General features: G+C 46.5%; 25 protein-coding genes. 21 read left to right on the forward strand and 4 right to left on the reverse strand.

Annotation, left to right across the window (positions count from 1 at the left end; genetic code table 11):
- From ASG85_RS39410 to ASG85_RS26190, 4 genes are all read left to right on the forward strand, one after another.
- Positions 1-196, forward strand: a 196-nt coding sequence (locus tag ASG85_RS39410; protein WP_235550223.1) for a hypothetical protein, incomplete at its 5' end; no start/stop codon positions are given.
- A gap of 142 nt (positions 197-338) precedes the next feature.
- A complete protein-coding gene (nagZ, locus tag ASG85_RS26180) occupies positions 339-2000 on the forward strand; it encodes a beta-N-acetylhexosaminidase (protein WP_235550224.1) in 1662 nt (553 codons plus the stop codon).
- Positions 1997-3193, forward strand: coding sequence for an anhydro-N-acetylmuramic acid kinase (locus ASG85_RS26185; protein WP_060648180.1), 1197 nt, complete (start codon positions 1997-1999; stop codon positions 3191-3193). Before nagZ ends, ASG85_RS26185 begins: the two co-directional genes overlap by 4 nt.
- A 73-nt stretch (positions 3194-3266) precedes the next feature.
- Entirely contained in the window at positions 3267-3809 is a 543-nt protein-coding gene (locus ASG85_RS26190) for a D-lyxose/D-mannose family sugar isomerase (RefSeq protein WP_057304575.1), read from the forward strand.
- Positions 3810-3822: 13 nt separating this feature from the next.
- Here ASG85_RS26190 and ASG85_RS26195 read toward each other — a convergent pair whose 3' ends face one another.
- Positions 3823-4536: a FadR/GntR family transcriptional regulator gene (locus tag ASG85_RS26195; RefSeq protein ID WP_060648181.1), complete on the reverse strand. Its 714-nt coding sequence runs from the start codon at positions 4534-4536 to the stop codon at positions 3823-3825.
- Between the two features lie 115 nt (positions 4537-4651).
- On the opposite strand from ASG85_RS26195, the gene ASG85_RS26200 reads away from it, so the two are divergent.
- The 3 genes from ASG85_RS26200 to ASG85_RS26210 all read left to right on the forward strand — a co-directional run bounded on the left by ASG85_RS26200 (position 4652) and on the right by ASG85_RS26210 (position 8501).
- The gene (locus ASG85_RS26200) at positions 4652-6067 is read left to right on the forward strand and encodes an FAD-linked oxidase C-terminal domain-containing protein (RefSeq protein ID WP_057304577.1); all 1416 of its coding nucleotides are present in this window, start codon (positions 4652-4654) and stop codon (positions 6065-6067) included.
- Positions 6060-7394 (forward strand): (Fe-S)-binding protein, encoded by a 1335-nt coding sequence (locus ASG85_RS26205; protein ID WP_414858794.1) that lies wholly within the window; start codon positions 6060-6062, stop codon positions 7392-7394. The genes ASG85_RS26200 and ASG85_RS26205 overlap by 8 nt, the downstream gene beginning before the upstream one ends.
- Before the next feature lie 183 nt (positions 7395-7577).
- A complete protein-coding gene (locus ASG85_RS26210) occupies positions 7578-8501 on the forward strand; it encodes an NAD-dependent epimerase/dehydratase family protein (protein WP_060648183.1) in 924 nt (307 codons plus the stop codon).
- Here ASG85_RS26210 and ASG85_RS26215 read toward each other — a convergent pair whose 3' ends face one another.
- Entirely contained in the window at positions 8502-9335 is an 834-nt protein-coding gene (locus ASG85_RS26215) for an endo alpha-1,4 polygalactosaminidase (protein ID WP_060648184.1), read from the reverse strand.
- 137 nt (positions 9336-9472) lie between these two features.
- On the opposite strand from ASG85_RS26215, the gene ASG85_RS26220 reads away from it, so the two are divergent.
- Genes ASG85_RS26220 through pelG form a run of 6 tightly spaced genes read left to right on the forward strand, consistent with a single transcriptional unit; the run spans position 9473 to position 16859 of the window.
- A complete protein-coding gene (locus tag ASG85_RS26220) occupies positions 9473-9874 on the forward strand; it encodes a response regulator (RefSeq protein ID WP_057304580.1) in 402 nt (133 codons plus the stop codon).
- Between the two features lie 18 nt (positions 9875-9892).
- Complete coding sequence (locus tag ASG85_RS26225) at positions 9893-11128, forward strand: hypothetical protein (protein ID WP_060648185.1); 1236 nt, start codon at positions 9893-9895, stop codon at positions 11126-11128.
- On the forward strand, positions 11125-12189 hold the full coding sequence (locus ASG85_RS26230; protein ID WP_060648186.1) for a tetratricopeptide repeat protein: 1065 nt from the start codon (positions 11125-11127) through the stop codon (positions 12187-12189). The genes ASG85_RS26225 and ASG85_RS26230 overlap by 4 nt, the downstream gene beginning before the upstream one ends.
- Entirely contained in the window at positions 12149-13993 is a 1845-nt protein-coding gene (locus ASG85_RS26235; protein ID WP_060648187.1) for a DUF2194 domain-containing protein, read from the forward strand. The genes ASG85_RS26230 and ASG85_RS26235 overlap by 41 nt, the downstream gene beginning before the upstream one ends.
- Positions 13990-15402 carry a GT4 family glycosyltransferase PelF gene (pelF, locus tag ASG85_RS26240; protein WP_060648188.1) on the forward strand — a complete coding sequence of 471 codons (1413 nt, stop codon included), beginning with the start codon at positions 13990-13992 and terminating at the stop codon, positions 15400-15402. The genes ASG85_RS26235 and pelF overlap by 4 nt, the downstream gene beginning before the upstream one ends.
- Positions 15402-16859, forward strand: coding sequence for an exopolysaccharide Pel transporter PelG (gene pelG / locus ASG85_RS26245; protein WP_060648189.1), 1458 nt, complete (start codon positions 15402-15404; stop codon positions 16857-16859). Before pelF ends, pelG begins: the two co-directional genes overlap by 1 nt.
- A 79-nt stretch (positions 16860-16938) precedes the next feature.
- Here pelG and ASG85_RS26250 read toward each other — a convergent pair whose 3' ends face one another.
- The gene (locus ASG85_RS26250) at positions 16939-17796 is read right to left on the reverse strand and encodes an AraC family transcriptional regulator (RefSeq protein WP_060648190.1); all 858 of its coding nucleotides are present in this window, start codon (positions 17794-17796) and stop codon (positions 16939-16941) included.
- Between the two features lie 145 nt (positions 17797-17941).
- Between ASG85_RS26250 and ASG85_RS26255 the strand changes: the two genes are divergently transcribed.
- From ASG85_RS26255 to ASG85_RS26270, 4 genes are all read left to right on the forward strand, one after another.
- Positions 17942-18772: an amidohydrolase family protein gene (locus ASG85_RS26255; protein WP_060648191.1), complete on the forward strand. Its 831-nt coding sequence runs from the start codon at positions 17942-17944 to the stop codon at positions 18770-18772.
- The gene (locus ASG85_RS26260) at positions 18769-19713 is read left to right on the forward strand and encodes an aldo/keto reductase (protein ID WP_060648192.1); all 945 of its coding nucleotides are present in this window, start codon (positions 18769-18771) and stop codon (positions 19711-19713) included. The genes ASG85_RS26255 and ASG85_RS26260 overlap by 4 nt, the downstream gene beginning before the upstream one ends.
- Positions 19714-19734: 21 nt before the next feature.
- Entirely contained in the window at positions 19735-20748 is a 1014-nt protein-coding gene (locus ASG85_RS26265; RefSeq protein ID WP_060648193.1) for a zinc-binding alcohol dehydrogenase family protein, read from the forward strand.
- Positions 20749-21254: 506 nt separating this feature from the next.
- The gene (locus ASG85_RS26270) at positions 21255-21440 is read left to right on the forward strand and encodes a hypothetical protein (protein ID WP_162257289.1); all 186 of its coding nucleotides are present in this window, start codon (positions 21255-21257) and stop codon (positions 21438-21440) included.
- A gap of 30 nt (positions 21441-21470) precedes the next feature.
- On the opposite strand, the gene ASG85_RS26275 is transcribed toward ASG85_RS26270, so the two are convergent.
- Positions 21471-22358: a LysR family transcriptional regulator gene (locus ASG85_RS26275; RefSeq protein WP_057304591.1), complete on the reverse strand. Its 888-nt coding sequence runs from the start codon at positions 22356-22358 to the stop codon at positions 21471-21473.
- Positions 22359-22473: 115 nt separating this feature from the next.
- Here ASG85_RS26275 and tkt point away from each other — a divergent pair, with 115 nt between their 5' ends.
- From tkt to ASG85_RS26295, 4 genes are all read left to right on the forward strand, one after another.
- The gene (tkt, locus tag ASG85_RS26280) at positions 22474-24501 is read left to right on the forward strand and encodes a transketolase (RefSeq protein ID WP_060648195.1); all 2028 of its coding nucleotides are present in this window, start codon (positions 22474-22476) and stop codon (positions 24499-24501) included.
- Positions 24502-24537: 36 nt separating this feature from the next.
- Entirely contained in the window at positions 24538-25194 is a 657-nt protein-coding gene (gene fsa, locus ASG85_RS26285) for a fructose-6-phosphate aldolase (protein WP_047682483.1), read from the forward strand.
- A gap of 178 nt (positions 25195-25372) precedes the next feature.
- A complete protein-coding gene (locus ASG85_RS26290; protein ID WP_060648196.1) occupies positions 25373-25696 on the forward strand; it encodes a 2Fe-2S iron-sulfur cluster-binding protein in 324 nt (107 codons plus the stop codon).
- A 109-nt stretch (positions 25697-25805) separates the two neighbouring features.
- A complete protein-coding gene (locus ASG85_RS26295; RefSeq protein ID WP_057304594.1) occupies positions 25806-26297 on the forward strand; it encodes a YhcH/YjgK/YiaL family protein in 492 nt (163 codons plus the stop codon).
- The last annotated feature ends 527 nt before the right edge of the window (positions 26298-26824 follow it).

Consider the following 26824-nt stretch of genomic DNA (forward strand, 5'->3'; position numbering starts at 1 on the left):
TGGAAATGAAGAAATAGCAGTCTCTAAAGGCTCTTATTCAACTGCATTTCTCCCGAATCCATACTTGGAAAAATCGGACTTTATTATGAAATTGACTCGAAAATACAACATTATACGGATTAGTAAGCAAATGTTTAAACATATATGTAAGTTGAGCTGCATCAACCTATACAAATCGACGAAGGATGTAAAATAAAATTTCATATTTTATATTTATATTGAAATATTATTTTGTTATTCCTATAATAATAGGTATTCGGTTCACTTTGTAAACACTTACATGACAGCTTGGAGCTGCGGGAATCATTTTGGCTTTACGAGGGGAGTTAGAAAAAGAAATGAGTAAAAGCAGCATGAGCAGGAGCCAGAGAGATCTTAATGAATTGACGCTTCGGCAAAAAATCGGTCAGATGATCCTCTGTGGATTTGAAGGCACCGATATGACCGAAGATCTGGAGAATTTTATTGAACAAAACCACATAGGCGGGGTCATTTACTTCGCTCGTAATGTACAGGATACACAGCAAGTTGCTCGGCTGTCCGAGCAGCTCCAACAAGTTGCAAGACGATCTCAGAATCTGCCGCTATGGATATCCATTGATCAAGAGGGCGGCATGGTGGCTCGCTTGACGGAAGGCGTGGCGCTAATGCCAGGGCAGATGGCACTAGCTGCGGGAGCTCTTGAAGCAATTGACGGTTCAAAATCTGCCTATGAGTCTTCCTTTATTTCAGGGCAGGAATTGCGAACACTGGGCGTTAATATGAACTTCGCACCTGTTTTGGATGTGAATAATAATCCGGATAACCCCGTTATCGGCGTTCGATCATTCGGGGAGTCTCCCGAGCTTGTCGCTGAGTTTGGACGTCAGTCGATGCAAGGTTACCAGGATGCTGGGGTCGTTGCAACGGCCAAGCATTTCCCGGGTCATGGTGATACGAACGTGGATTCGCATCTGGATTTACCAACGATCGAGCATGCTGAAGCGCGCATTCGTGCGGTTGAATTGGTACCTTTCGTTGAATCGATCAAGAACGGCGTGGATGCTATTATGTCAGCGCACATTTATTTTCCCGCTTTAGAATCGGCAAAGCTGCCAGTCACTCTTTCGAAGTCGGTACTTACTGGACTGTTACGTGAGGAGCTCGGCTTTGAAGGAGTTATCATGACCGATTGCATGGAAATGAATGCAATCTCAGAGCACTACGGCACCGCGCCGGCGGCTGTCATGGCGGTCGAGGCAGGGGCTGATCTCGTGCTGATCAGCCATAGCCGTGACCGCCAGCTCGCGGCCATCACCGCGCTGGAGCGCGCGGTGCGCGAAGGGCGGATTACCGAAGCGCGTATTGACGCTTCGGTCGCCCGTTTGCTCGCGCTCAAGGAGCGGCGCGGCTTGTTTGATGCGCGGCCAAGTGCGGCGGCCGCGGATGAGGTCGGGACCGCGGCGCACCGCGCGGTCGCCCAACGCCTCAGCGAGGCGAGCATCACGCTCGTCAAAGACAAGCAGAAGCTGCTCCCGCTGAAGCGGGTGAAGACGCTCGCGATCACTGTGGCCGCAGCTGTTTCGTCGGGTGTCGACGAAACCTACGCGGGCCCCGCGAGCCTGGGGGCTGCGCTGGCCGAGCACGGCTTAGACGTGCTCGACCGCGTGCTGCCGCTGCCGGAGGTGGCAGCGAGCAGCGCTGGGCTGCTCGCCGAGGCGCAGCAGGCGGAGCAGATCGTCATCGGGACGTACAACGCCCGATTCCATCCCGCACAGGTCGAGCTGGTGCGTGCCCTGCAGGCGCTCGGCAAGCCGCTTGTGGTCGTCGCACTGCGAGTGCCGTACGATTTGCTGGAGCTGCCGGAGATTTCAACCTTCGTCGCGGTTTATGAAAGCCGGCCACTTGCCCTGCAAAGTGCGGCCAAGTGCTTGTTAGGTCAGCTTACTCCGCAAGGCCGGCTGCCGGTATCGCTTGGTCTAGACTTTCCAGCAGGTTGGAAATGGGAGGGTGGTCTATGATACTGCGATCCTTATTGAATCAAACGTCTCTGACGGTTGCAGGAATCATGTCAGGTACTTCCCTCGATGGTATTGATGTCGCACTTGTTCGGATTGACGGCTGTGGCGCCCACGCAAAGGTTGAGGTGCTCCATTTTGAGAGCTTTGCCTATGAAGATGAATTACGGGAAAAGCTCAAAGAATTATGTTCAATCGAACACTCCGATGTGTCTTTGCTATGCGGGATGAACTTCGCGATAGCGGAACGCTTTGCTGATGCGGTGCTACGTACGGCGGCAGCGGCTAATATCCCCTTGGAGCATATTGATCTTATTAGTTCTCATGGTCAGACGGTATGGCACATCCCTGTAGCGGATGAAGCCAATCCATATCTGCCGAAATCAACCCTGCAAATCGGCGATTTATCCGTCCTAGCTAAGCGGACGGGAAGACCTGTTGTTGGCGATTTCCGTACAGCGGATATGGCGGTTGGAGGTCAAGGTGCACCGCTAGCTCCATACGGGGACTTTATTATGTTCCGCCACGAGGAAAAGGGGCGTATTCTCCAAAATATCGGCGGGATTGGCAATTGCACCGCCATTCCGGCTTCAACATCGACCGATGCTCATGACCTTATAGCTTTTGATACGGGACCAGGCAATATGATTATGGACCAAGTTGTCTTTGAGCTTTCACAAGGCCGATTGATTTATGATGCGAATGGCACATGGGCTGCTACCGGCTGTGTGGAAGTAGAGCTGCTAAATAGTATGCTAGCACATCCTTACTTTAAGCTCCCCCCGCCTAAAACTACGGGGCGTGAGCTCTTTGGTAAAGATTATGCCTCTTCTTATTTGGCTACTGCTCTTGAGCGAGGATTACCTCCTGAAGACATCGTTGCGACAGCGACTTCATTTACCGCGCATTCTATCGCCCGTGCTTACAACGAATTCGTTTTACCAGAGTATAGTATTACCGAAGTGATTGTTAGCGGCGGCGGGGCGCATAATCAGACGCTGCTCAGAATGCTCCGAGAGCTGCTTCCGGAGCAATCCATTCTTACATCGGATGAACTTGGCTTATCGGGTGATGCCAAAGAAGCTGTCCTCTTTGCTTTGCTAGGCAACGATTGGATTCATGGCGTACCTAATAATCTGCCATCTGCTACTGGAGCAGAGCGGCCCACAATCATGGGCAAGTTAGCCCTGCCTTAGGTTCTGCCTTAGATTCTTTTGAGTTATGTTATGAGATGCATTTCCGATGGTACTTTTAGGAGGGTGAGAAGAGATGAGAAGAAGTGAGATCACGAGGGCTCAAGAGCGCACAGCAGAAGTACTGAAGCTCAGCGGTATTATGCTGACAGACAACGAAATCAGGAACATTGAAGTGGCTGACTTTGGGCTCAATCAACTAGAAGTTCAAGGGCTTGAATTAATTACCTATGTGAACACAGAACGTTATTGTGCCAAAGAATTGGTTCTGTTCCCAGGTCAAACATGCCCAGAGCATTTACATCCGCCAATCGGCAGTGATCCTGGTAAAATGGAGACTTTTCGCTGCCGATCAGGGAGCGTCTTGCTCTATGTAGAGGGAGAGGCTCCTTCCAGCCTCAAAGCAATAATTCCTGCTGGTAGTGAAACTTACTATACCGTATTTAACGAGATTGAATTGCATCCAGGCGAACAATATACGATCGAACCTGGTACTAAACACTGGTTTCAAGCAGGGGATCAAGGCGCGGTTGTTTCTGAGTTTTCCAGTACTAGCCGGGATGAGTATGACATCTTCACCGATCCCCGAATCGAGCGGATACCAGTTATAGAAGAATAAGCAGTGAAGTTTCTCAAAAGGCATCCGTTGAGATTTTGGCAAGCTTTTGAATTACTTGGTCCACTTTATGAATATGCTGCGACATTTTTTCCGATGCAAGCTGCTCATCTTTCATCTCGATAGCATCGACGATGTCGCGATGTTCCTGAAGGAGCTTCTCAGCGGAAGCACGTTCAGCAAAAAACCATAGACGGCGAGAAGCCTTCATACTTTGCTGCAGCCGCTCCGTCAATGACTCCATCATCCCGATCATGAGGGTATTGTGGGAGGCTTTGGCGATTTCTAGGTGCAAGCAAATGTCGGCTTGCTCGCTTTCTTCTTCGTTTTCTAGCGAAGCTTCCATTGTACGGAGGATCTGCCTGAGTGACGTCAAATTTTCTTCCGTACGGCGACTTGCAGCTAACGAAGCACAACCCGCCTCTATGAATCTTCGCACCTCCTGCACTTCCTGCAGCGTTTGGCCGTGATCGAAGAGGCTGCTGCTATCTATTGGCAAAGGGTTCGTAACGAAGGTACCTCCGCCATGTCGAATATCTACCCACCCCATTGCCTTTAATCCGCTAAGCGCTTCTCTAATCGTAGAACGGCCAACCTGAAAGCTAGCTGCAAGTTCAACAACAGTTGGAAGTTTCGAACCTGGTGCATAAGTACCCGTCTCGATTTGCAATTTAATTTGCTGAAGGACGATTTCCGAGCCCTTTTGCGGTCGAATCTGCTGAAATGTCATATAATTCCCCCATGAAGTATCTATACATCTATTCAATCATAAGTTAAAATAGAAAAAAAGTCATCTGATCACATGATCAATTTGAAATAAATGAGTAGTACCATGGGAGGTATTTATGCTTGAAAGCCGCGTAAGACAAAAACTGCAGGATATTGTAGGCGAAGCATTTTTCAAAGATGATATGGAATCTCTTGTTACGCATTCCTACGATGGAACACCTATGCTCCAAGCGCTGCCTGAAGGTGTGATCTATCCCAAAGATACGGCGCAAGTATCAGCAATTATGAAGGTGTTAAATGAGCATCGCATTCCATTGGTCAGCAGAGGTTCAGGCACGAATCTTTGCGGCGGTACGGTCCCCGTTCAAGGAGGCATCGTGATGGTCATGCATCGCATGAATGCGATACTTGACATTGATTTGCAAAATTTAACGGCAACTGTTCAGCCGGGTATCATTACGAAGCAATTCATAGAGCATATTGAAAATCTTGGCTTATTCTATCCACCAGATCCAAGCAGTATGTCCATCTCGACGATAGGCGGAAATATAGCAGAATGCTCAGGAGGTCTTCGCGGCTTAAAATACGGCACTACCAAAGATTATGTGATCGGATTAGAATGTGTCCTAGCCTCAGGCGAAATTATGCGTACTGGCGGGAAGCTGATGAAGGACGTGGCCGGCTATGATTTAACGAAGCTGCTCATTGGCTCGGAGGGTACATTAGCAGTCATTACCGAAGCCACGCTTAAGCTAATACCGCCTCCCAAATATAAGAAAACGATGCTCGCCATGTACAAAGATTTATATGGAGCAGCCCGTACGGTATCCAAAATCATTGAGAATCGCATCATTCCGGCTACCTTAGAATTCATGGATAATCCAACGATTCGTGTTGTAGACGATTTCGCCAAATTGGGACTTCCGCTCGATATGGCAGCTATTTTGTTAATCGAGCAGGATGGAGATATGGAAACCGTTGAGCGGGACATCGAACGGATCTCGGAAATTTGCCGCGAGGAGCTGGCGGATGAAGTTAGCATTGCGAGCAATCAAGAGGAAGCACTAAAGCTGTTAACGGCTAGGAGAAGCGCCTTTACCGCACTCGCTCGTCTACGCCCAACAACGATATTAGAGGATGCGACGGTTCCACGCTCTAAGATTGCTGATATGGTCCTAGAGATTAATCGCATAGCCGAAAAGCACCGCGTGCAAATTTGTACCTTTGGACATGCAGGAGATGGCAACCTCCATCCAACCGCGACGACAGATGCCAGGGATCACGAAGAAATACATCGTGTCGAACTAGCCTTCGAAGAAATATTCGAAGCGGCTATCGGGATGGGGGGAACGATTACCGGCGAGCATGGCGTTGGTTTAGTCAAAGCGCCTTTCTTGGAATGGAAGGTAGGAAGTGCCGGAATCGCCATGATGAAAGGGATTAAGGAAGTCTTTGATCCTCACCATCTTTTAAACCCAGGTAAAATGTTTGCCAAAGAGTCCAGACGCAGGGTGGTGATTGATCGTGGCTAAGCTCCCAGCAGCAACTCTTCAAGAAACACTAGTACAGAAGCTGGATTACGAGCAGTTAACCAATTGTATGCGCTGCGGTTTTTGTCTGCCAGCTTGCCCGACATTCAAGGAGACCGGCGTGGAAGCTGAATCCCCTCGCGGACGAATTTCACTTATGAAAGCGGCTGTGGATGGTATTATGGAGCCTGGTATCAGCTTCGAAGATCAAATGAACCATTGCCTGGGATGCCGCGCCTGTGAACCAGCCTGTCCGGCAGATGTGAAATATGGACAGTTAATTGAGCAGGCCCGTGATGCGATTGAGACGCATACGAAGCAGCACAGATGGTGGGTAAGCGGTGTACGCAAGCTGGTGTTCAAGGAGCTATTCCCTCATCAAAAAAGAATGAGTTTGTTGGGATCAGGCCTTCATTTCTATAAAAAATCAGGTTTGCAAACCATTGTTAGGAAAACAGGCGCTGTAAAGGTATTTTCCAAGCACTTATCCGATATGGAAACCATACTCCCTGACGCTTCCAGCAAAGGGGTCGTAGAGCAATTGGGTACCTACATTCCGGCAAAAGGGGAAAAGATGGCTACGGTTGGCATGTTCCGCGGCTGTTTAATGGATGTTTTATTTACCGAAACGAATATCAAAACGGTAAAACTGCTTTCTGAAGCGGGATTTGACGTAGTCATTCCAGAGACTCAGAATTGCTGCGGGGCCCTACATGCACACAGCGGTGAGAGTGATCAAGCGAAAGCTTTGGCCAAGAATAACATTCGCGCTTTCCAAGAAGCCGGTGTAGATTATATCGTGTCCAATGCGGGGGGCTGTGGCGCCATTCTAGTAGAGTATGATCATTTGCTTCATGAGGAGCCGGAATGGAAAGAAGCCTCGACTTGGTTCGCTGCGCGAGTGAAGGACATCAGTACGATTCTTGTTGAGCAAGGACGTCCACTCCAGTTCGCAGAGACAGTTGACGGTGGAGCTTCCACTCGCGTTACGTATCAGGACTCTTGTCATCTGCGCAATGTCATGAAAGGCAGCAATCCTTCCAGACAGCTTCTGAAAGAGGTAGGCAACGTTGCCTATATCGAAATGAAAGATGCAGGCTCCTGCTGTGGCTCAGCCGGCATTTATAATGTCACACAGCCCGTAATGGCGAACCAAATTCTTGAACATAAAATGGAAAATGTGAACGCTACTGCCGCTCAGTATCTGGTTACAAGCAACCCCGGTTGCTTGCTGCAAATGAAGCTGGGCATTGAAAAGCACGGGCAAAAAGACCGCATGGAGGCCGTCCATATTGCCGATTTTTTATATGATAGAGTCGTGAAGAATTAAATCTAAGCCAAACCAAAATAGAGACATTATCTGGAGCTATTTCATCTAGTTCGAAATAATGGCTCTTTTTATTTGTTATTTTTTCATTCTAACTACACGGAGGAGATCTATAATATAATAAAACTCAAGTCGAGTGATCTACTTTGTAGCTCATTTACGTTATCATGATGGGGGTGTGCGCTTATGAATATTTTAGTAACCGGGGGAGCCGGATTTATCGCTTCACATATTGTCGATCAATTGATCATTTCGGGGCATCACGTACATATTTTTGATAACTTATCTACAGGTCGTAAGGAAAATTTGAATCCCCTTGCTGTCTTCCATCATGGAGATTTGTTAGATAATGAATTAGCAGAGGCTTTCACCGCTGCACGCCCAGAAGTCGTGATTCATCATGCTGCACAAATCGATGTTCAAACTTCGCTCAGTAATCCTTTACTAGACGCTAAAATAAACATTCTCGGTACCCTTGCCGTCTTGGAACAATGCAGGGAGCATGGTGTCCGTAAGCTGATTTACGCTTCATCTGCAGCTGTGTATGGAACCCCGCACTATTTGGGCGTTGATGAGAAGCATCCGATAAAGCCTCTATCCTTCTATGGTATTTCTAAACATACACCGGAACACTATATAGAGAGCTTTTCTTCTCTTTACGAGCTGGATTATACGATTTTGCGTTATGCGAATGTATATGGGATTAGACAGGATCCAAAAGGTGAGGGAGGCGTAGTCTCCATTTTCGTAGATAAACTTTTAGCGGGCAAACAACCATTGATTTTTGGTGATGGGGAGCAAACAAGAGATTTTATTTATGTGAAAGATATCATTCGCGCAAATATGGCTGCACTGAGTAAGGGCAGTCGAGGGATATACAATGTCAGTTGGAACGAGCAGACGAGTGTTAACGATCTTCTTAAGGAAATGTGCGACATCAGCGGGATGAGCTTCAATCCTTCCTACGCACCTTCACGAGCTGGAGATATCGTTCACAGTCGATTGGATAATCGCGCTGCGCTTGCCGGTTTGGATTGGGGTCCGGTATATACATTAAGAAGTGGCTTGCAGGAGACGTTTGACTATTACAAAGAGCAAAATCAGTTATAACTAGTTGACTATTTCCGTATAACCATTAGGTACGTCTATATGTAAAAATTTTAGTTTACGGGCTTCTCTACCAGGGGAGCCCTCTTTATTTAGATGGATGGAAAATACGGTTAAGCCCTTTTTTTGTTCCTTTCGCAGTCTGTCCACTCTTTTTTTCATCCAGGCATCCTCTTTCCAATTCGCCCTCCAGTCCTCCCATAACAAACCATCAATATAAGGCAGCGCATAGTCGAGTGTATCAAAGCCGCGATTCTGAATAATGGAAAGTCCGGGATATTGGTCACTAACGTCTTGTAGGAAAGAACGGTAAGCTTCTCTTGTTTGGCTTTGAGTAGCTGGATCTTGAATCCAGTCATCGATATCCCCAACGGTATCCAGGAACAAACCATCCAAGCCTTTGTCTGAGATCGAAGTTTTGATTTCTGACAACAACAGCTGACGGTAGTGTGATTGCCGCAAATCCATCAAATACGAATCCCATTGCTTGAAATGGACACGCTCACCCTGTTTCAATAAATAGTCCGAAGACATTAGTTCTTTCATACGCAGCTGATTCCAGACAGGGGTTTCCATAACGCTTATATAACCTATAACCATAGTGCCATTGGATTGAATGTCTTGTATCTGCAATTTTGAGAATAATTGAGGTTCAATAATGATAAGATCTTTGGACTTTAAGTGAATGATTGCTTGTTCAGTAGGTGCACCATAGTAGAGGGAGTAGTCTTTCACGTTTTGAAAAGGTTTAGATGCTTGGACTTGCTTCTTAAATGGGAAAGAGAAAAAGACCATGGAGACGATAATGGCAGTTGTTGTTACCCGAGATGTCTTCATCGCTTTTCACGGACCTTCCTGAAATTTGGATTAGCTTCATTATATGATAAAATATAACCTAACAACATTCAAACTTATCCTTTAACATACGTGGATTTATGACTTATGCAGCTAGATAATTGTAAGGAGTTGACAGCATGAATCACCTAGCCATCGTGGACGACGATATTGTCCTACTGCACATTTTACAGGATATATTCGAAGTGAGAGGTCTTCAAGTATCTGCCTTCAATGACCCTGTTGCTGCATTAAAAGCGATAAAGGAATTGAAACCAGACGCTGTACTGTCGGATGTTCTGATGCCGAATTTAACGGGATTTGAACTATGCCGAGAGCTTCGATCAGACAAATCCTTTGCAAAAACACCTATTTTTCTGATGAGTGCCAAGCATTCCATCGGCGAATTATCGAAGTCTATGATGTCTGGAGCCGATGAGTATATTATTAAGCCTTTTCAAATAGATGAAATCTATGAGCAATTGAAACAGTTTTATAAGAAGAAAAACAACCCCATTATTATCAGACCGTTGGATAGTTAAAGTTTGGAGGAAACGTGATTGATTTTTCGACAAAACCGAAGCTGGTTAGCCTGGTGTGAACTGGCTATTTTACTGGCCGTTTTATTTATTATCCATATGGTGTACAACATGGATTGGTTGAATTGGTCACCCAATCCATTTATATTTGTTATTCTTTACTTTTCGCTCCGCTATGGAACACGTATAGGTGCAGCCTCGGCGGTAGGAGCCAGCTTGCTGCATATTCTAACGTATCTCCAGATTAACGGTGATTTATATGGGTTATTTGATCAATGGGTTCAGGCAAAATGGTTTGTGTGTTATTGGGGGATCGCTTTATTTGTAGGTCACGTTTCCTCCGATTTACGTTTTCGATATGCCATTCTGGCGGATGAATTTGAGGACAATAAACAGCAGCTAGCGAAAATGGATACCAGCTATCATGATCTTCTCTTTGTTAAAAAAGCTTTGGAAACGAAGGTAGTCGGTGCTCAAGAAAGCATGTATACCCTCTATAAAATTGCCAAGGCATTAGATTCCGAAGATTCGGAAATTATTTTCACGGATGCTGTGCGCTTATGCAAAGATTTAATTCAAGCGGGTTCCATTGTCATCTATCGAATGAGTCCAGGCGGTGATGTGCTGAGGTTGAAAGTCTATTATGGTGCAGAAGCACATTATCCGTCCACCGTATTCCTAGATCAACCATCTTTGTATGCCCTAGTATGTAAGGAGAAAACGGTTCAAATACGACAGGAGGGAGAATCGGCAGCTATTCCCATGCTCGCAGGACCTCTTTTGGATGAGAACAAGCAAATTATAGGCATTATAGGTTTGAACGGGCTTGATTTTGTTGCCTTGAACAAGCATACGATGGATCTGTTCCGACTTATTCTCACTTGGATGGGTGAGAGCTGCGTGAAAGCGTTCCAGAAGGAACAGAAGTTGAATGAGCAGCGTTATTTCCCCAATACCCGCGTAATGAAGCCGGATTATTTCTACGCCAAATTGAATGAAGAAACGATACGCGCAACCGATTTTGCCCAAAAATTCCTATTGCTGCAGATTCCAATCGAATTTAGCGAAATGGAAGAGACAGACGCGCTGATAGAAATCAATGGCTTGACACAGCAGATGCTGCGTGATGAAGATGCGATGGCCTACGATTCATTCCGCGGAGAGCTGTTGTTTTTGCTTCCCGCCACGTCACCAGAGCTGGCATCACGTATTGAAGACAGGATAAGGGATCGTTTCAATAGGGGGGCTTTGGAATGAGAGTCTCTCGGAATGTCCGGCATTTTGATGTTTCTCCTCACGCATGGATTGCGGTGGCAGTCAGTCTACTATTTGCAGTGTTAGATGGACTGCAGATCATTGGGCTTTCTTTTCATTGGACAAGCTTGCTGCTTCATCTCGTCCTTGTGCTCATTTATAATAGGCTGCTCCATATGATCTCCTTCAGAGTCGAAGATCGGCTAAGTGCCGGGTGGGTGCAAACCATCATCCTTTTCTTTCCTGGCGTTGGATTTCTGATAGGATCATTTGTCTTTATAGGATTGTTGCTTTTTCGCTTTCGGCACGACTTTTACGAAGAATATGAGAACTACGTCTATTATTCTCCGCAATCGATGGAAAGCTATAATATTAATGTGGAAGCGGAATCGAACCGGTTGCCATTCCGGGAAATCCTAATGTCAGGCGAACCTGTGGGCAAGAAGGAGGCTTTATTTTCTCTCCTCCAATATGAAGGTAATAATAAAGTGCAGTTGTTTAACGAAGCCCTGCGCAATGAGGATCCCGAAGTGGTTCATTATGCAGCGACTAGTTTGAACTATTTAAATGAGCAATATATACGAAATATCAAGAAATGGACCTTACTTCTGCAGCAGGACGAAAAAAGCTGGGAGACATGGAAAGAATTATTAGAAACCTACCGACTATACTTGGGGAGCCAATTATTGACCGAAGAACTCGCTATGGAAGTTAGACAGACGTTCAAACAATGGATAGGACGGGGACTTATTCAATTTCCTGATGAGCCCCGATTTATCGCAGAGCTATGCAATCTGGCACGAATGGAAAAGGATTACCAGACGGCCATCCGCCTTGCTGGGCAGCTTTCCCATGTAGGAGATTATCGTTATATGATTTATTTAACTCAAGCAGAAAAAATGTATGCAGAAGGAAAACTAAACGAACTTAGTCTATTGGCACAGCAATGGTTGGACAGCAGCGTTGAGGTTCCAGACGAGCATCTGCCTGCGATCCAATTTTGGAAGGAGCTGAAGGAACAAGGTGTCCCGCAAGCTGATCATCTTTACATGCGTTATCGTTAGTGTGCTGCTGCTCGGTGTCGGGCTGCAAACCATACGCACCGTCGACTTGTTTCCTTTATCTTCAGCAAGAAATATATACCAAGAGGCGCAGTTTCCAGTGAACAGCTCGGCACAATCCTCCGTAACAGGTGATAAACTCAGTCTGTATATGTATACAAATCCAAAAGATTCAGAAGGCAATAAGGTCAAAGTCAACCTACAGACAGCACTGGGGCTTGCCAAATTGCAGGCGGATTCTATAACCGCCGACGAATTGAGGACAATTAAACCAAGCCCGTGGACTGTCATTCTACTCACTGGCGAAGATATAAGCGAACTGGATCAGACTGTTATTCAGTCCTATTTGAATGAAGGCGGTCGGCTTCTTGCCTATACGCGTTTCTATGCTCCAGAATGGAATGACATGCTGGGGATAGAAAGTAATAACGGATTCATTGAAAGAACGATACATGGCATAGAAGTCAACCAAACTGTATTTCCCGGCTATCCTAATCTTCCGGCAAGCAATGCGCTATTTTCAAACAGTATGTTGGATATTAAGCTTAAGCCGCAGATTAACATTTATTTATCAGCCGAAGGAACGCCTATGCTCTGGAAAAACAACTATGGGCAGGGAAGCGTCGTGTTCTGGAACTCAACCAGCAGTATCCAGAAGGTAGGTCGAGGGCTTATGGTTCAATCCATTGGTCTGGCTCTAGACAGCCTGGTAACTTCACAAGTGGCAGTACGAAGTCTGAATATTGACGATTTCCCGTCCCCCGTTCCGCTTGTTGTTAATCCGCTGATTCGTCAGGAGTACGGACTGAGCACACCTGCATTTTATGAACGGATTTGGTGGGCGGATATGGCACGTTTCGCTAAGCTCTATGGGTGGAAGTATACGGGCCTCATGATTGGGAATTATCAGAATCAGACGAGTTCGCCTCTCCCAACACTTCTCGGGAACTATCCGAAGATCATGCCGTATTTTGGCAGTAAGCTGCTGGGTCTAGGTGGAGAGATTGGTCTGCATGGCTATAATCATCAATCTCTGGTCACTCCAGAGGAGCCAATTAACAGTAATCTCGGCTATGTTCCTTGGTCAGATAAAGCATCCATGGTCGAAAGTCTTCAGCGTATGGTAGAGCTCGCGAACACCTTGTTTCCCGGGCATGAGTTGAAGACATATGTGCCTCCGTCCAATGTGCTGAACAAGACGGGGAAGGCAGCGATCGCTGAAGCAGTGCCCTCCATTGATATCATTGCTTCCCTTTATTATGCGGGGGAAGAAGAGGGCTTTCTGGAGCAGGAATTTGGGGTGGACAGTGAATTTCCGCAATTCACGAATTTCCCCCGTATTTCATCCGGTTACTGGCTGGATGACAGTACGAAGTTTTACGTCAATGATGTTATTGCTAATTTTGGTTTGGTGAATCACTTTGTACATCCGGACGATGCGCTCGATATCAAACGTTCCTCAGGAAAAGGCTGGAAGTTCTTGAGTGAGCAATTCGAAGCATGGATGGCATCACTCAATAAAAGCTATGCGTATCTTCAACCTTTAACGGTTAGGGACGCGGTGAATAAGCTAAGTATCTACTCGGCCGGAAAGGTCGACGTTCATTACAGTAAAGACGTAATTACAATTACGACCAAGGATGAATTAGTCCCCATGCATTACACCGTCCGTGTGCCAAAAAACCGAACACCAGAGATTTCCAAGGAAGCCGGCGTACTGACACGTATGGAACATACGGATGGACTGTGGCATTTGGAGGCTCATCAACCTACTGTGACCCTACAATTGAAGGAAATGAAGCCATGAAAATCGCATTGATAGTGGAAGGAAGTTACCCTTACGTGTCAGGCGGGGTAGCGAATTGGATTCAGATGTTGGTCTCGGCCATGCCAGAGCATGAATTTGAAATCATCGCGATTTCTTCATCTCGTAAAGAGGCCTCAAGCTATAAGTACAAGCTTCCGCCCAATATTTCAGGCATTCATGACGTTTTCATGATGGATTACCTGAGTCTAGAGGAGGGTAAGCCTCCCCGATTAACCAAGAAAGAGGCTGCATCCTGTTTGGAGTGGTTTGCTTTTCAAAAAAATTCCGAGCAATCTATTCCTTGCATTGCTGATTCTATAAGGCTGGGAAATCCGATTTCCTTTATGAAAAGTGAAATATTTTGGGATTTCCTGGTTGCATCCTATGAGCAAGAAATGCCGAATCATTCGTTTAATAGCTATTTCTGGACGTGGAGATCCATGTACCTCCCCGCCATTTATTTGCTGCAGCAATCCTATCCGATAGCCGATGTATATCATGCTGTTTCAACCGGATATGCTGGCTTGATCGCGACCTATCTGCGATTGAAGCATAAGAAGCCATTCCTGCTTACGGAGCATGGCGTTTACGCACGTGAAAGGGAAGAAGAGATTTTGAAATCAGTGTGGGTAGATCCTCCCTTCAAAAAAAGATGGATCGCCTATTTCTACCATATGTCTCAAGGCGCTTATCACACGGCTGACCGAACCATTTCTCTATATAAAGGTACGCATCAAATTCAGCTTGAGCTCGGACTTCAGGCTGAGAAAGCAATGATTATCCCCAATGGCATTGATTATCACAGATTGTCAGTGCTTCCAAGACATCCAGGTACCTCCGGTGGAGGGATCGTCTTCGGCGCTTTAGTGCGTCTCGTACCCATTAAGGATATTAAGACGATGCTCTATGCTGTTCGGCTTGCCAGTCACGACATCCCTGACATGCGTCTTTGGATTATGGGGCCTACGGATGAAGATCCTGATTACTATCAAGAATGCGTTGCCTTAACCCGCAATCTCCATTTGGAGGAGATTGTTACTTTTATGGGAAAGGTAACCATTGACGAATATTTACCCAAGATTGATGCGCTCATTCTGAGCTCGATTAGTGAAGGTCAGCCCCTCGCCGTTCTGGAAGGAATGGCCGCAGGAATACCATGGATCTGTACGGAGGTAGGCAGCTGCCGCGAGCTGCTGGAGGGGAAGGATGAGCACGATGTCGGAATAGCCGGCTATGTCGTTCCTCCTGTTAATCCAAAAGCCATGTCTGAGGCTATGGTGAAAATGTATTCACTCCCGGATGAGCGAGCCTATATGGGACAAGTTGGGCGTAATCGTGTGGAAGCCTATTATCAGATTGATCATTTTATTGATGCTTATCGGCAGTTATATGATGAGGTGGTTACCTAATGGCGGGAATCGGATTTACCCTACAGAAGTTGTTCCGCGATGACTATCTTACACTTAGAGTTAGGGCTTATGCCTACGCTTCTTTCATTGCTGCTGGTCCATGGATGCTATCTGTCGGCAGCATTGCTTTGATTAACTTTATTCTTGTTCAATTCGGTCATGTAGATGATGCTCAGCGTCAATTGTTTATTGTTACGGTATCGTATTGTTTCATTTTCTCCCAAATACTTTCCGGAGGCTGGCAGCTAAGTGTTACAAGGTATTTGGCCGATCATTTCTTTCAAAATCGTCTAGAGGTCGTCACACCGACTTATGTGGGTATAAGCAGGATCATACTCGGTATTTCGCTAATTGTTGCTGTGTTTTTTTATTGGTCGTCCCCATTATCCATGGTTTATAAAGTGACGAGCGTTTTATTGTTTTTTATGATTGGACAAATTTGGCTGGCCATGGTCTTTTTAACCGCGGCTAAGGATTATAAGATTATTTCATATTCGTTTTTGGCGGGTGGACTGGTCTCGATTATCGGTGTTAATGTTATGCTGAGGTACCCGATTGCTTTCGAGCAACATGAGCAGGCAACCAACATTTTAATTGGTTTTAGCTGTGGTATTCTACTTACCATGAGCATGCTGGTATTTGTGCTGCTGCGCTCGTTTCCGGCTAAAGAAGCGTCTAATCCATATGGTTTTTTACATTATGTTGATAAATATCCTTCACTCCTTTGGATCGGATTTCTGTATAACATGGGCGTCTGGATGCATAACATCATCATTTGGTTAGGACCATCGGGAGTCCGGATTGAAGAGACGTTTATGTATAGCCCTATCTATGATACCCCAGTCTTTCTAGCAAATCTGACGATCATTCCGTCACTCGTTCTGTTCATCGTTTCCGTGGAGACGCAATTTTATGATAAATACAAAACGTTTTACGGCTATGTGACCCATGGCGGAACGCTGGAGATGATCACCAAGGCGAAGAAGCGAATGGTCGAGGTACTCTGGCGTGAATTGTATCGTCTGACGAAACTGCAAGGCATTTTGACGTTATTTATCATTTTAATCAGTGATTTGCTCTTAGAAAGGCTTGGCTTACAAGAAATCGTAATCGACATTTTTAAGATGTGTGCGCTAGGAGCACTGATGAATTCCATCATGCTCATTAATATCTTAATCATGCTGTATTTCGAAGATCGTAAAGGGGCAGTCATTACCGGGGGAATCTATTTCACCTTCAATGTGATACTAACTTTCGCACTGCTGCCTCTGGGCTTCGATTATTATGGGTTTAGCTACTTTATGGCAGGGCTTGCTGCTTATAGCTGGAGCGGCTTTCGATTGCTGACGTTCTTGAAGCGGATCGAGGTTCATACCTTTATCTCACAAAGTATTATTTATAAGGAAGTACGAGGATTCTTCACCCGATTAAGTGAAAAAGCTTACTGGCGACTCTAAAATTAATAGGCTTCGGCTTAGACTGAAACAACTTCTATAGATATCTATGGAGGTTGTTTTTTTAATTGTTTCCGCATAGCTATCTAGCCGACTTTCTAGCTGCCGCGGGAGTCATTCCCAGTACTCTTTTGAACATGGCATGAAAATGAGGTAAGCTCTCAAAGCCGCACATTTCTGCGATGATGCTAATGTTGAGATCGTTTTCGCTAAGCAGCTGCTTCGCTCGGATAATTCTTTTGGTCATAATATAGGCGGTAATATTCATCCCGATTAACTGCTTAAATACCCGGCTGAAATGGGCAGGTGTGACGGAAGCTTGCTTCGAAAGCGTCTTAAGGCCGATGTCCTCACAGAAATGCTGATCGATATAGAGCAAGATTTCCCTCATCCACATTGGGGGAGCAATGGAATCCCCTGTGTTCGTGCCAGTTCCCAAATCACGATTCAAAAAGAGCAGGAGTTGAAGGAGCTGCAGCAAGATAGCTTGACGGTGACCCAAATTGGGATGGTTGCATTCATATTGAATAGATTCCAACCACACATCTAGGTGTTGACGCTGCGGGAGTAGCGTTTCAAACTTGTAATTGCGGTGTTCTGCGGCTTGCTCGAAGCAATGCAAATAAGTGAAAGAGTCACCCAAGTGAGGAGCCTGTACGATGCTAGGGCTGAAATAAATCGCTGTGGACGTTACAGGCATCTCTCTATCCGGCGTTGCCCGGTGAATCGTATTGCCAGGGATGAGGAAGAGATCGCCTTGCTTCATTTCATAAAAAGTATGATCGATAAAGAAGGTTCCTTTTCCTCGATACACATACACAATTTCATACCAGTCGTGGAAATGATCAGGAAGCTCGCTTTGCGAGCTCTTTGTATTTTTATAGGCAAATGAAAATGGGAAGGCATCATTCGCATCGAACACTTTACGTACGGGATGCATAAGATTCCTCCTTCAAGATAACTCGTAATTCCATGATATCAAAAAACCGTATAAAGATGCTAGATATCATTATTTCATATGAATTATTTGGTGATACAATAGAAGAAAGCGGTACCAAATATGGACAATGAAGAGGAGATTCTCTATGCGGATCGATGCGCACCAGCATTATTGGAAGTTGGATCGGGGGGACTATGGGTGGCTTACACCGGAGCTGTCGGTATTGTATCGTGATTTTCTGCCGGACGACTTATTGCCTCACCTGCACCAGCACAACTTGGATCAAACCATTGTTGTTCAAGCGGCGCCGACATTAGAAGAAACAGATTATCTATTATCCCTAAGTGAGGAATCAGATACAATTGCCGGTGTAGTAGGTTGGCTCAATCTGAATGATCCTGACTTCCATATCCATTATAAAAGGTTTAGCCAGCATCCCAAATATGTAGGCTTTAGGGTCATGATTCAAGAAATGTCGGTTGCGAGTGTAATACTTGAGCCTCATTTTGTAGAAGCGTTACGTTATTTTGCTGAAAAAGACGTACCCGTTGATCTGCTTGTCGTATCTCATCAATTGGAGCCGGTGGTTCAACTTTTGAATCTGGTTCCGGGTTTACGCGCAGTTATTGATCATATGGCTAAGCCGCGAATTGCGGATGGTGTTATTGAACCTTGGAAAAGCCAAATGGCGGCTATTGCGAAGCATCCAAATATATATTGTAAGCTATCAGGTATGGTGACAGAAGCCAATCATACGGAGTGGAAACATGAGGATTTGACTGCGTATATCCAGCATGTGCTAGATGTATTCGGAACGGATCGTGTTTTATTCGGCAGTGATTGGCCGGTTTGTTTGCTAGCAGCCGAGTACGAAGACGTTGTTGATGTGCTTACTCAAGCTTTGCCAGGAAATTGGTCGGAAGCAGATAAAGCACGCTTATTCGGATTAAATGCAAAGGAGTTTTATAAATTATGAAATATCGTAAATTAGGCAAAACCGGGCTTGACGTCTCCGTACTGAGCTTTGGTGCATCCTCACTAGGCTCTGTATTTCGAGAAACGAACGAAGCAGAAAGCATTCGCACCGTTCATACAGCGATTGATATGGGCATTAATCTGATTGATGTATCACCATTTTATGGGTTAACCAAGGCAGAAACAGTACTAGGTAAGGCGATAACCCAATTGGAGCGGGATCGTTTCATCCTGACGACGAAGGCAGGGCGGTACGGATCCGAAGATTTCGATTTCTCGAAGCAGCGAATTCTGGAAAGTGTCGATGAGAGCTTACAGCGGCTTCAGACGGATTATATCGATATCTTATATTTACACGATATTGAATTTGTCCCATTCAACGAGATTCTTGAAGGCGCCTATCCTGCGCTGGATGAATTGAAACAATCAGGCAAGATTCGTTATTTTGGGGTATCCGGTTTACCGTTATCTATTTTTGAAAAGGCGTTGGCTCACAAAGAGTTGGATTCCATCTTGTCGTACTGTCACTATTCTTTGAACGGTACTTCCTTACTGGATATAGTTCCGCTTCTGGAACAGCATGGGGTCGGTTTGGTGAATGCATCACCATTGTCGATGGGGCTTCTGAGCACAAGACCGGCAGCGGAATGGCATCCAGCCTCAGTTGAAATTCAGCGACTATGTAAACAGGCTGCTGAACACTGTGCAAGTAAGGGAACTGACATTGCCAAGCTGGCTGTGCAGTTTGCAACGGCGAATGAACGCATCCCTACGACTTTGGTGAGTACAGCAAACCCGGAAAATATACGCAAGAATATCGAATGGACGGATGAATCTATTGATGTCGAGCTGCTTCATGAGGTTCTGGAGATTTTGAGCCCCATTCATAATAAGTCTTGGATTAGTGGAAGACCAGAATATAACGAGAAGACCTATGTATAATCGGACAGGGGGAAACCAGTTATGAGAGCAATCGTATGTGAACAGATCGAGAAGTTTAAGCTAGTAGAAGTACAGGAGCCTAGTCTAAGTGCAGGTGAAGCTATTGTTCGCATCAAAAGGATTGGCATTTGTGGAACGGATTTGCACGCTTATAAAGGGAATCAGCCGTTTTTTAGCTATCCGCGTGTTCTCGGGCATGAATTGGCTGGTTATATTGAACAGATAGGTGAGGGTGTCACAGGACTGCAAGTCGGTGATCAAGTAAGTATCGTCCCTTATATGCACTGCGGGACTTGTATTGCTTGCCGTAACGGCAAGACAAACTGCTGCACAGATATGAAGGTGCTTGGCGTACATATCGACGGGGGTATGAGAGAGCTGATTTCCTTGCCAGTCAGCCATCTCATCAAGACCGATGGGCTGACGCTGGACCAAGCAGCTATGTTAGAGCCGCTCAGTATTGGCGCTCACGCAGTGAGAAGATCCGAACTTCGTACAGGTGAGAACGTGCTCGTGATTGGGGGGGGGCCAATCGGGCTCGGCGTTATGATCCTTGCTAGGCAGCGCGGAGCAAACGTTATTGCGATGGACATTAACGATGAGCGATTGGCCTTTTGCCGTGATTGGGCAGGCATCGACCATACGATTAATGCTTTGCAGCAGCCGAAGGAGCAGCTAGCCGCGCTTACGAACGGCGAATTTCCTACAGTCGTCTTCGATGCGACAGGGAACGCTAGGTCAATGACTGAGTCGTTCGGACTTGTCGCACATGGCGGCAAACTCGTCTATGTCGGACTTGTTAAAGCCGATATCACCTTCCATGATCCCGATTTTCATAAACGGGAGCTGACCTTAATGAGCAGCCGCAATGCGACCATGGAGGATTTCGACACCGTACGTGCCGCCATGCAGGACGGCCTCATCGATATCGAGCGCTATATCTCGCACGGCGCTTCATTCGAGGATATGATTGAGCAGTTCGAGACTTGGCTGAAGCCAGAGTCGAAGGTTATTAAGGCGATCGTTCGTTTGTGAAAATGAAGCGCTCAGTTTTGGCTGGGCGCTCCTTTTTTTGCATTCGGATGGGGTTTCCTTGCCAGCCTGCGGCCCCAGCCCGCAGCTCCTAGCCCGCAGCACCCGAGCTGGCAGTACCACCCAGCACCCAGAGCACCCCAGCATTCCAGCCCCGCACAGCTCCCAGCCTACAGCCCCTAGCTAGCCCGCAGCACCCGAGCTGGCAGCACCACCCCAGCACGTAGAGCACCCATCTACCTGCTGTTTTAGGGTGGTCGATCAAGTTCTGGAGCCCGAAAGGGCGCTAAGGTTGAAGGTTTGGAGTTTTTGTGCCTTTGAGGAGCGAGATAGCGAGCTGAGAGCGCCTTTATGGCGCTCTCGGGCGGTGTTGTGGTTTGTTTTAGTGTTGAGAACGCGGAAAGGCGCTTAAAGTTGAAGGTTTGGAGTTTTTGTGCTTGTTAGGAGTGAAAAAGAGAGTTGAGAGCGCTGAAAAGGCGCTTAAAGCAGTAGGTTTGGAGGTTTTGAGCATGTTAGGAGCCGAAAAGCGGGCTGAGAGCGCCTTTATGGCGCTCTCAGGCGGTGTTGAGGCTTGTTTTAGAGCTGAGAGCGCTGAAAAGGCGCTTAAAGCAGTAGGTTTGGAGGTTTTGAGCATGTTAGGAACCGGAAAGAGAGCTGAGAGCGCCTTTATGGCGCTCTCGGGCGGTGTTTCTTAGGTACCGACTTCAAGTTATTTTAACCTCGGCTCAATCCCCAGGGCTCTCCAGCTCTGCAACGAAAGCAGAGGCTGCGGTTGATAGCGGCATATTTTTCAAAGTGATAATACCGATCTTAGTCGACGGAATGGTTGCGTCAATATTCACCTCAAACAAGCTTCCGTCTGTTAGCTCCTTCGCGACAAATTCTTTAGTTACGAAGGAAACGCCAAAGCCAATCTTAGCGAATTCAATGAGTAAATCCACGCTGCCGAGCTCAATTTCCGGTTCCAGCAGTAAGCCGTTTTCACTGAACAGTCGGGTGACGAATTTCCGTGAAGAGCTATTACTCGAAAATAAGATGATCGGATAGGTTAACAGCTTAGCAAGGGAGACTTTTCCCATTGACAGCTCGCGGTATTTTGGCCCAGTCACAAAGCAATCCTGAATAGTAATGCCTTCTCGCACCTGCAATTGATCATCTAGAATAGGCGTCCTGACAATACCAATATCAATCTTGCCTTCTTTCAGATGCTTCACAATTTCCGGTGTCGTTCCGTGGACTAAGTTAATCTGCACATGCGGATACTGTACGTGAAATGACTCCAAGAAAGGGAGCAGATAGTGTTTGCACAAGGAGTCACTGCCGCCAATTTTTATTTCTCCGCTAGAGAAATTTCGCAGCTCACTTAATTTCTCTTCCGCGAGTGAAATGAAATTGTACGCCTGTTCGATATAGGAAAACAGCACAGCGCCTTCCTTGGTAAGCTCGACGCCTTTGGACGTCCTTGCAAACAGCTGCAGCCCAAGAGTATCCTCCAACAATTTGATCGAGTGAGAGACGCTGGGCTGGGTAATGTACAGCTCTTTTGCTGCTTTAGATAAGCTGCCAGTTTTGGCAGTCAGATAAAATACTTTATAAAGCTCAAAATTCACCATATAGACACCTTCTATAACGAGTATCGAAACTATCAATTATTTGAATGCTTCATCTATCCTTATAATAAAGACTAGATGGAAGTAATACAACCAAATTGATGGAGGCGAATCTCTTTTGAATCAGACAACTGTTGGCATTGAAGAGTTAAGCATCAATACAATTAGAACGCTTACAATCGATGCAGTCGAGAAAGCGGCTATGGGTCATCCAGGCATGCCAATGGGAGCGGCGCCTATGGCGTATGCACTTTGGACACGGCACTTAAAGCACAATCCGACGAATCCCAAATGGGTTGATCGTGATCGATTTGTTCTATCCGCAGGCCACGGTTCGATGCTGCTTTACAGCCTATTGCACTTAAGTGGTTATGATGTAACCCTTGACGACATCAAGGAATTCCGTCAATGGGGAAGTCGCACACCCGGACATCCGGAGTATGGTCATACGGCAGGTGTTGAAGCGACAACGGGACCACTTGGCCAAGGGGTTGCAATGGCTGTTGGTATGGCAATGGCCGAAGCTCATCAGGCATCTGTCTACAATAAACCCAACTTTCCAATCGTTGATCACTTCACGTATGCCATTTGCGGAGATGGCGATTTGATGGAAGGTGTTTCCTCCGAAGCTGCTTCACTGGCAGGTCATTTGAAATTGGGCAAGCTAATCGTACTGTACGATTCAAATGATATTTCGCTCGACGGTGAGTTGAACATGTCGTTCTCTGAAAATATCCGGACGCGTATTGAATCCTATGGTTGGCAATACTTACGTGTGGAAGAGCAAAACAACGTCGAGGCAATTTCCGCCGCGATCGAAGAAGGCAAGGCGGATTTGGGTCGTCCAACCCTGATTGAGATCAAAACAACGATCGGCTTCGGCAGTCCGAACAAAGCCGGCAAAGGCGGCCACGGCGGCACGCATGGCTCGCCGCTCGGCAAAGAAGAGCTGCTGCTGACGAAGCAGGCTCTGGGCTGGCCGCTCGAGCCGGACTTCTACGTCCCGGCCGAGGTTTACAAGCACTTCGCCCAGCACAAGGAACTGGGCGCTCAAGCCCAAACCAGCTGGGAGCAGCTGTGGAACAGCTACCAGGCTGCGCACCCCGAGCTCGCTCAGCAATTCGAGCTCGCGAACCGCGGTGACCTTCCAGCAGACTGGAACGCCGATGTGCCGCGCTTTACCCCAGAGAGCGGCGCTATCTCAACGCGCACAGCTTCGGGCAAAGTGCTTAACGGCTTGGCGAAGCGGGTACCTCAATTAGTAGGCGGCTCCGCCGACCTAGCGAGCTCCAACTTCACCATGATTAACGACGCCGCGGCATTCAGCGCCGCCGATTACAGCGGCCGCAACTTCTGGTTCGGCGTCCGTGAGTTCGCCATGGGCGCAGCACTGAACGGCATGCTGCTGCACGGCGGATTGCGAGCTTTCGGCGGAACATTCCTCGTGTTCAGCGACTACTTGCGCGGCGCGATACGCTTGTCCGCGCTCATGAAGCTCCCTGTTGCGTACGTGTTCACGCATGACAGCATCGCTGTCGGCGAAGACGGTCCGACGCATCAGCCGATTGAACAGATCCCATCCCTGCGGATGATTCCGGATCTGACGCTGTTCCGTCCTGCGGACGCTAATGAAACCGCAGCGGCTTGGGAGTATGTCCTGGGGGCGAAGGAAGGCCCGTTCGTATTCGCGCTTTCGCGTCAGAATTTGCCGGTGCTTCCAGGTACGGATCATCTTGCTTATGCTCATATTCATCAAGGAGCTTATGTATTATCTGATGTTGACGCATCAGCCACCCCTGATATTCAACTCATCGCAACGGGCTCTGAAGTGAGCTTAGCACTTGACGTGAAGAAGCAGTTGGCGCAAGATGGTATTGGGGCTCGTGTTATTTCCATGCCAAGCCGTGAATTGTTCGAGCAGCAGCCTGAAGACGTGCGCAATGCCATCCTTTTACCACAAGTAAAAGCAAATGTTGTCATTGAGATGGCCTATCCTGCTGGATGGGAAGAGATTACGGGAGGCGATGGCTTCGTTGTTGGCATCCGTAAATTTGGTGCATCAGCGAAGGCAGATCGAGTAATTCGTGAATACGGCTTTACAGCAGATGCAATCGTTCAACAAATCAGACAGAAGTATTTCCAATAAGAGCCCACAAAAAGGGAGAAAAGGTAGGGATACAGGATGAAATTGTTTATCGACACAGCCAATGTAGACGAAATTCGCAAAGCTCACGCGTTAGGTGTTGTAGCGGGAGTAACGACCAACCCTTCACTGATTGCTAAAGAAGGTAGAGACTTCTTCGAAACAGTGAAAGAAATCATCTCCATCGTCGGCGATGTACCGATTAGTGCAGAAGTCGTTTCATTGAAAGCAGATGAAATGGTTGAACAGGGCAAGAAACTTGCTAAGTTAAGCCCAAATGTTGTGATTAAGCTTCCAATGACATTGGATGGACTTCAAGCGACTAGCGTTTTCAGATCACTCGGCATCCCAACGAACGTAACCTTGATCTTCAGCTCGACGCAAGCATTGCTTGCTGCACGCGCAGGAGCAACTTACGTGTCTCCATTCATCGGACGTTTGGATGATATCAACCAAGTGGGTATGAATCTAATTAAAGAAATCAGCCAAATTTTCCAAGTACACGGTATCAAATCCGAAATCATTTCTGCTAGCGTTCGTCACTCCGCTCACGTGATTGAAGCTGCGCTTGCAGGCTCACATATCGCTACGGTGCCTTACAAAGTTATTGAATCTATGAGCAAGCACCCGCTGACAGATGCGGGGATCGAGAAGTTTTTGGCAGATTGGGAAGGCGCAAAGCAAGAAAAGTTTTAAACTTTAGTTATAAAGCAGCCAAGTAACGTTCACACTGTTCGGGGATAATTAACCGTCAATGGTGTGAACTTTTTTTCATATTTGTCACGATATCATGTTATTTTTTAACGGATTAGCTTAGCTTCGTGTTTGGTATGACACCAATTAGGCAACAAAGGTTAAAAAGGAGGAGTTTGTGATGCCGACGATTCAAGTTGAAGGAAAAGGTGCATTCGAGGTTGAAGAAGGGAAAAAGCTCGTTCTGTCCCTCATGGACCAAGGAGTAGACATTCTGCACCGCTGTGGGGGTAACGCCAGATGTGCAACCTGCCGTGTTGAAATCATTGAGGGGGATGCTGGTCCCATGAATGAGATAGAGACTGCGATCCGAGAGACCAAAGGAATCACAGAAGACAATATCCGCTTATCCTGCCAAATTCATGTACATGCAGAGCTCACGGTTAAACCGTTAATGACTGCATCTGAAACAGGTATGGATCCTGGCCCTCGTCCTGCGGATTAATCTCATAATTTTCAAGACTCGCTTTGTAAAAAAACGGGTCTTTTTTCTTTTCATAGGCTATAGTAAATGTAGCTTTTATTCCGTTTATCCAAAAGGAGTCATGTATCGAATGATTATTAGCGACGTGAAGCATTTTGAAAAAGAACGCCATCTGTGGCCCCCGGCGGTTGGGCGGGGTATTGATTACATTTTGAATCGGAATTTAGGTGAAGCGGAAGCGGGCAGATATGACCTGGAGGGTGATAACGGCCATTTGATGTTCGCCAATGTGCAGGAGGTCGTGACCCGACCATCTGAGGAGCAAATACCTGAATCCCATGTGATATACACGGATATTCAGTTTCTAGTCAGCGGAGAGGAAAAGCTTTGTTTTTACAAGCTGCATCCAGACGCCAAAGTGGTCGATAATAAGTTCGACTCGCATGATATCTCCTTTTATGAATCGGACTCTTCACAGCAAGAAACGGGAATTCTTCTGAAGCCCGGCATGTTTGCGGTTTGCTTCCCTTCGGATATTCATCGTCCGAACTGCTCTATTACGGAGGAGACGACGAACAAGAAGATTGTTATCAAAATACATAAAGATCTCTTGCAGCTTTAGTCAATCAGTTCAACTGAACTTTCCTAGCCTCTCATAAGCTTGGAAAGTTTTTTTAGTAAGATAATTTATATGGTTTGGGTGACCGAGAGGTTCCCCTATATTACAGGTGATATAAGGCCTGATATCTGCGCTGGGTGCAACCTGTAACGATGATTTTCATCGTTGCAGTGTCTCAGCCGTGGCTGTCACGCGCTGGAACGATGATTTTCATCGTTGCAGTGTCTCAGCCGTGGCTGTCACGCGCTGGAACGATGATTTTCATCGTTGCAGATGTAAAGAGTGCTGGTTCCTGCACTGCGTGCGACTTGTAACGATGTTTTATATCGTTACAGTGTCTCAGCCGAGGCTATCGCGCGCTGGAACGATGATTTTCATCGTTGCAGATGAAAACAGCGCTGGAACCTGCGCCGCGTGCAATCTGTAACGATGTTTTACACACTACAAATGCATCAAACCTAACATGAAAATATTGTTAGAATAATTTCCTATATAAGGAATAATATGATGTATTTTCGTGGACGAATACA

It is taken from the genome of Paenibacillus sp. Soil724D2, from assembly GCF_001427935.1.
Lineage (GTDB): Bacteria > Bacillota > Bacilli > Paenibacillales > NBRC-103111 > Paenibacillus_E.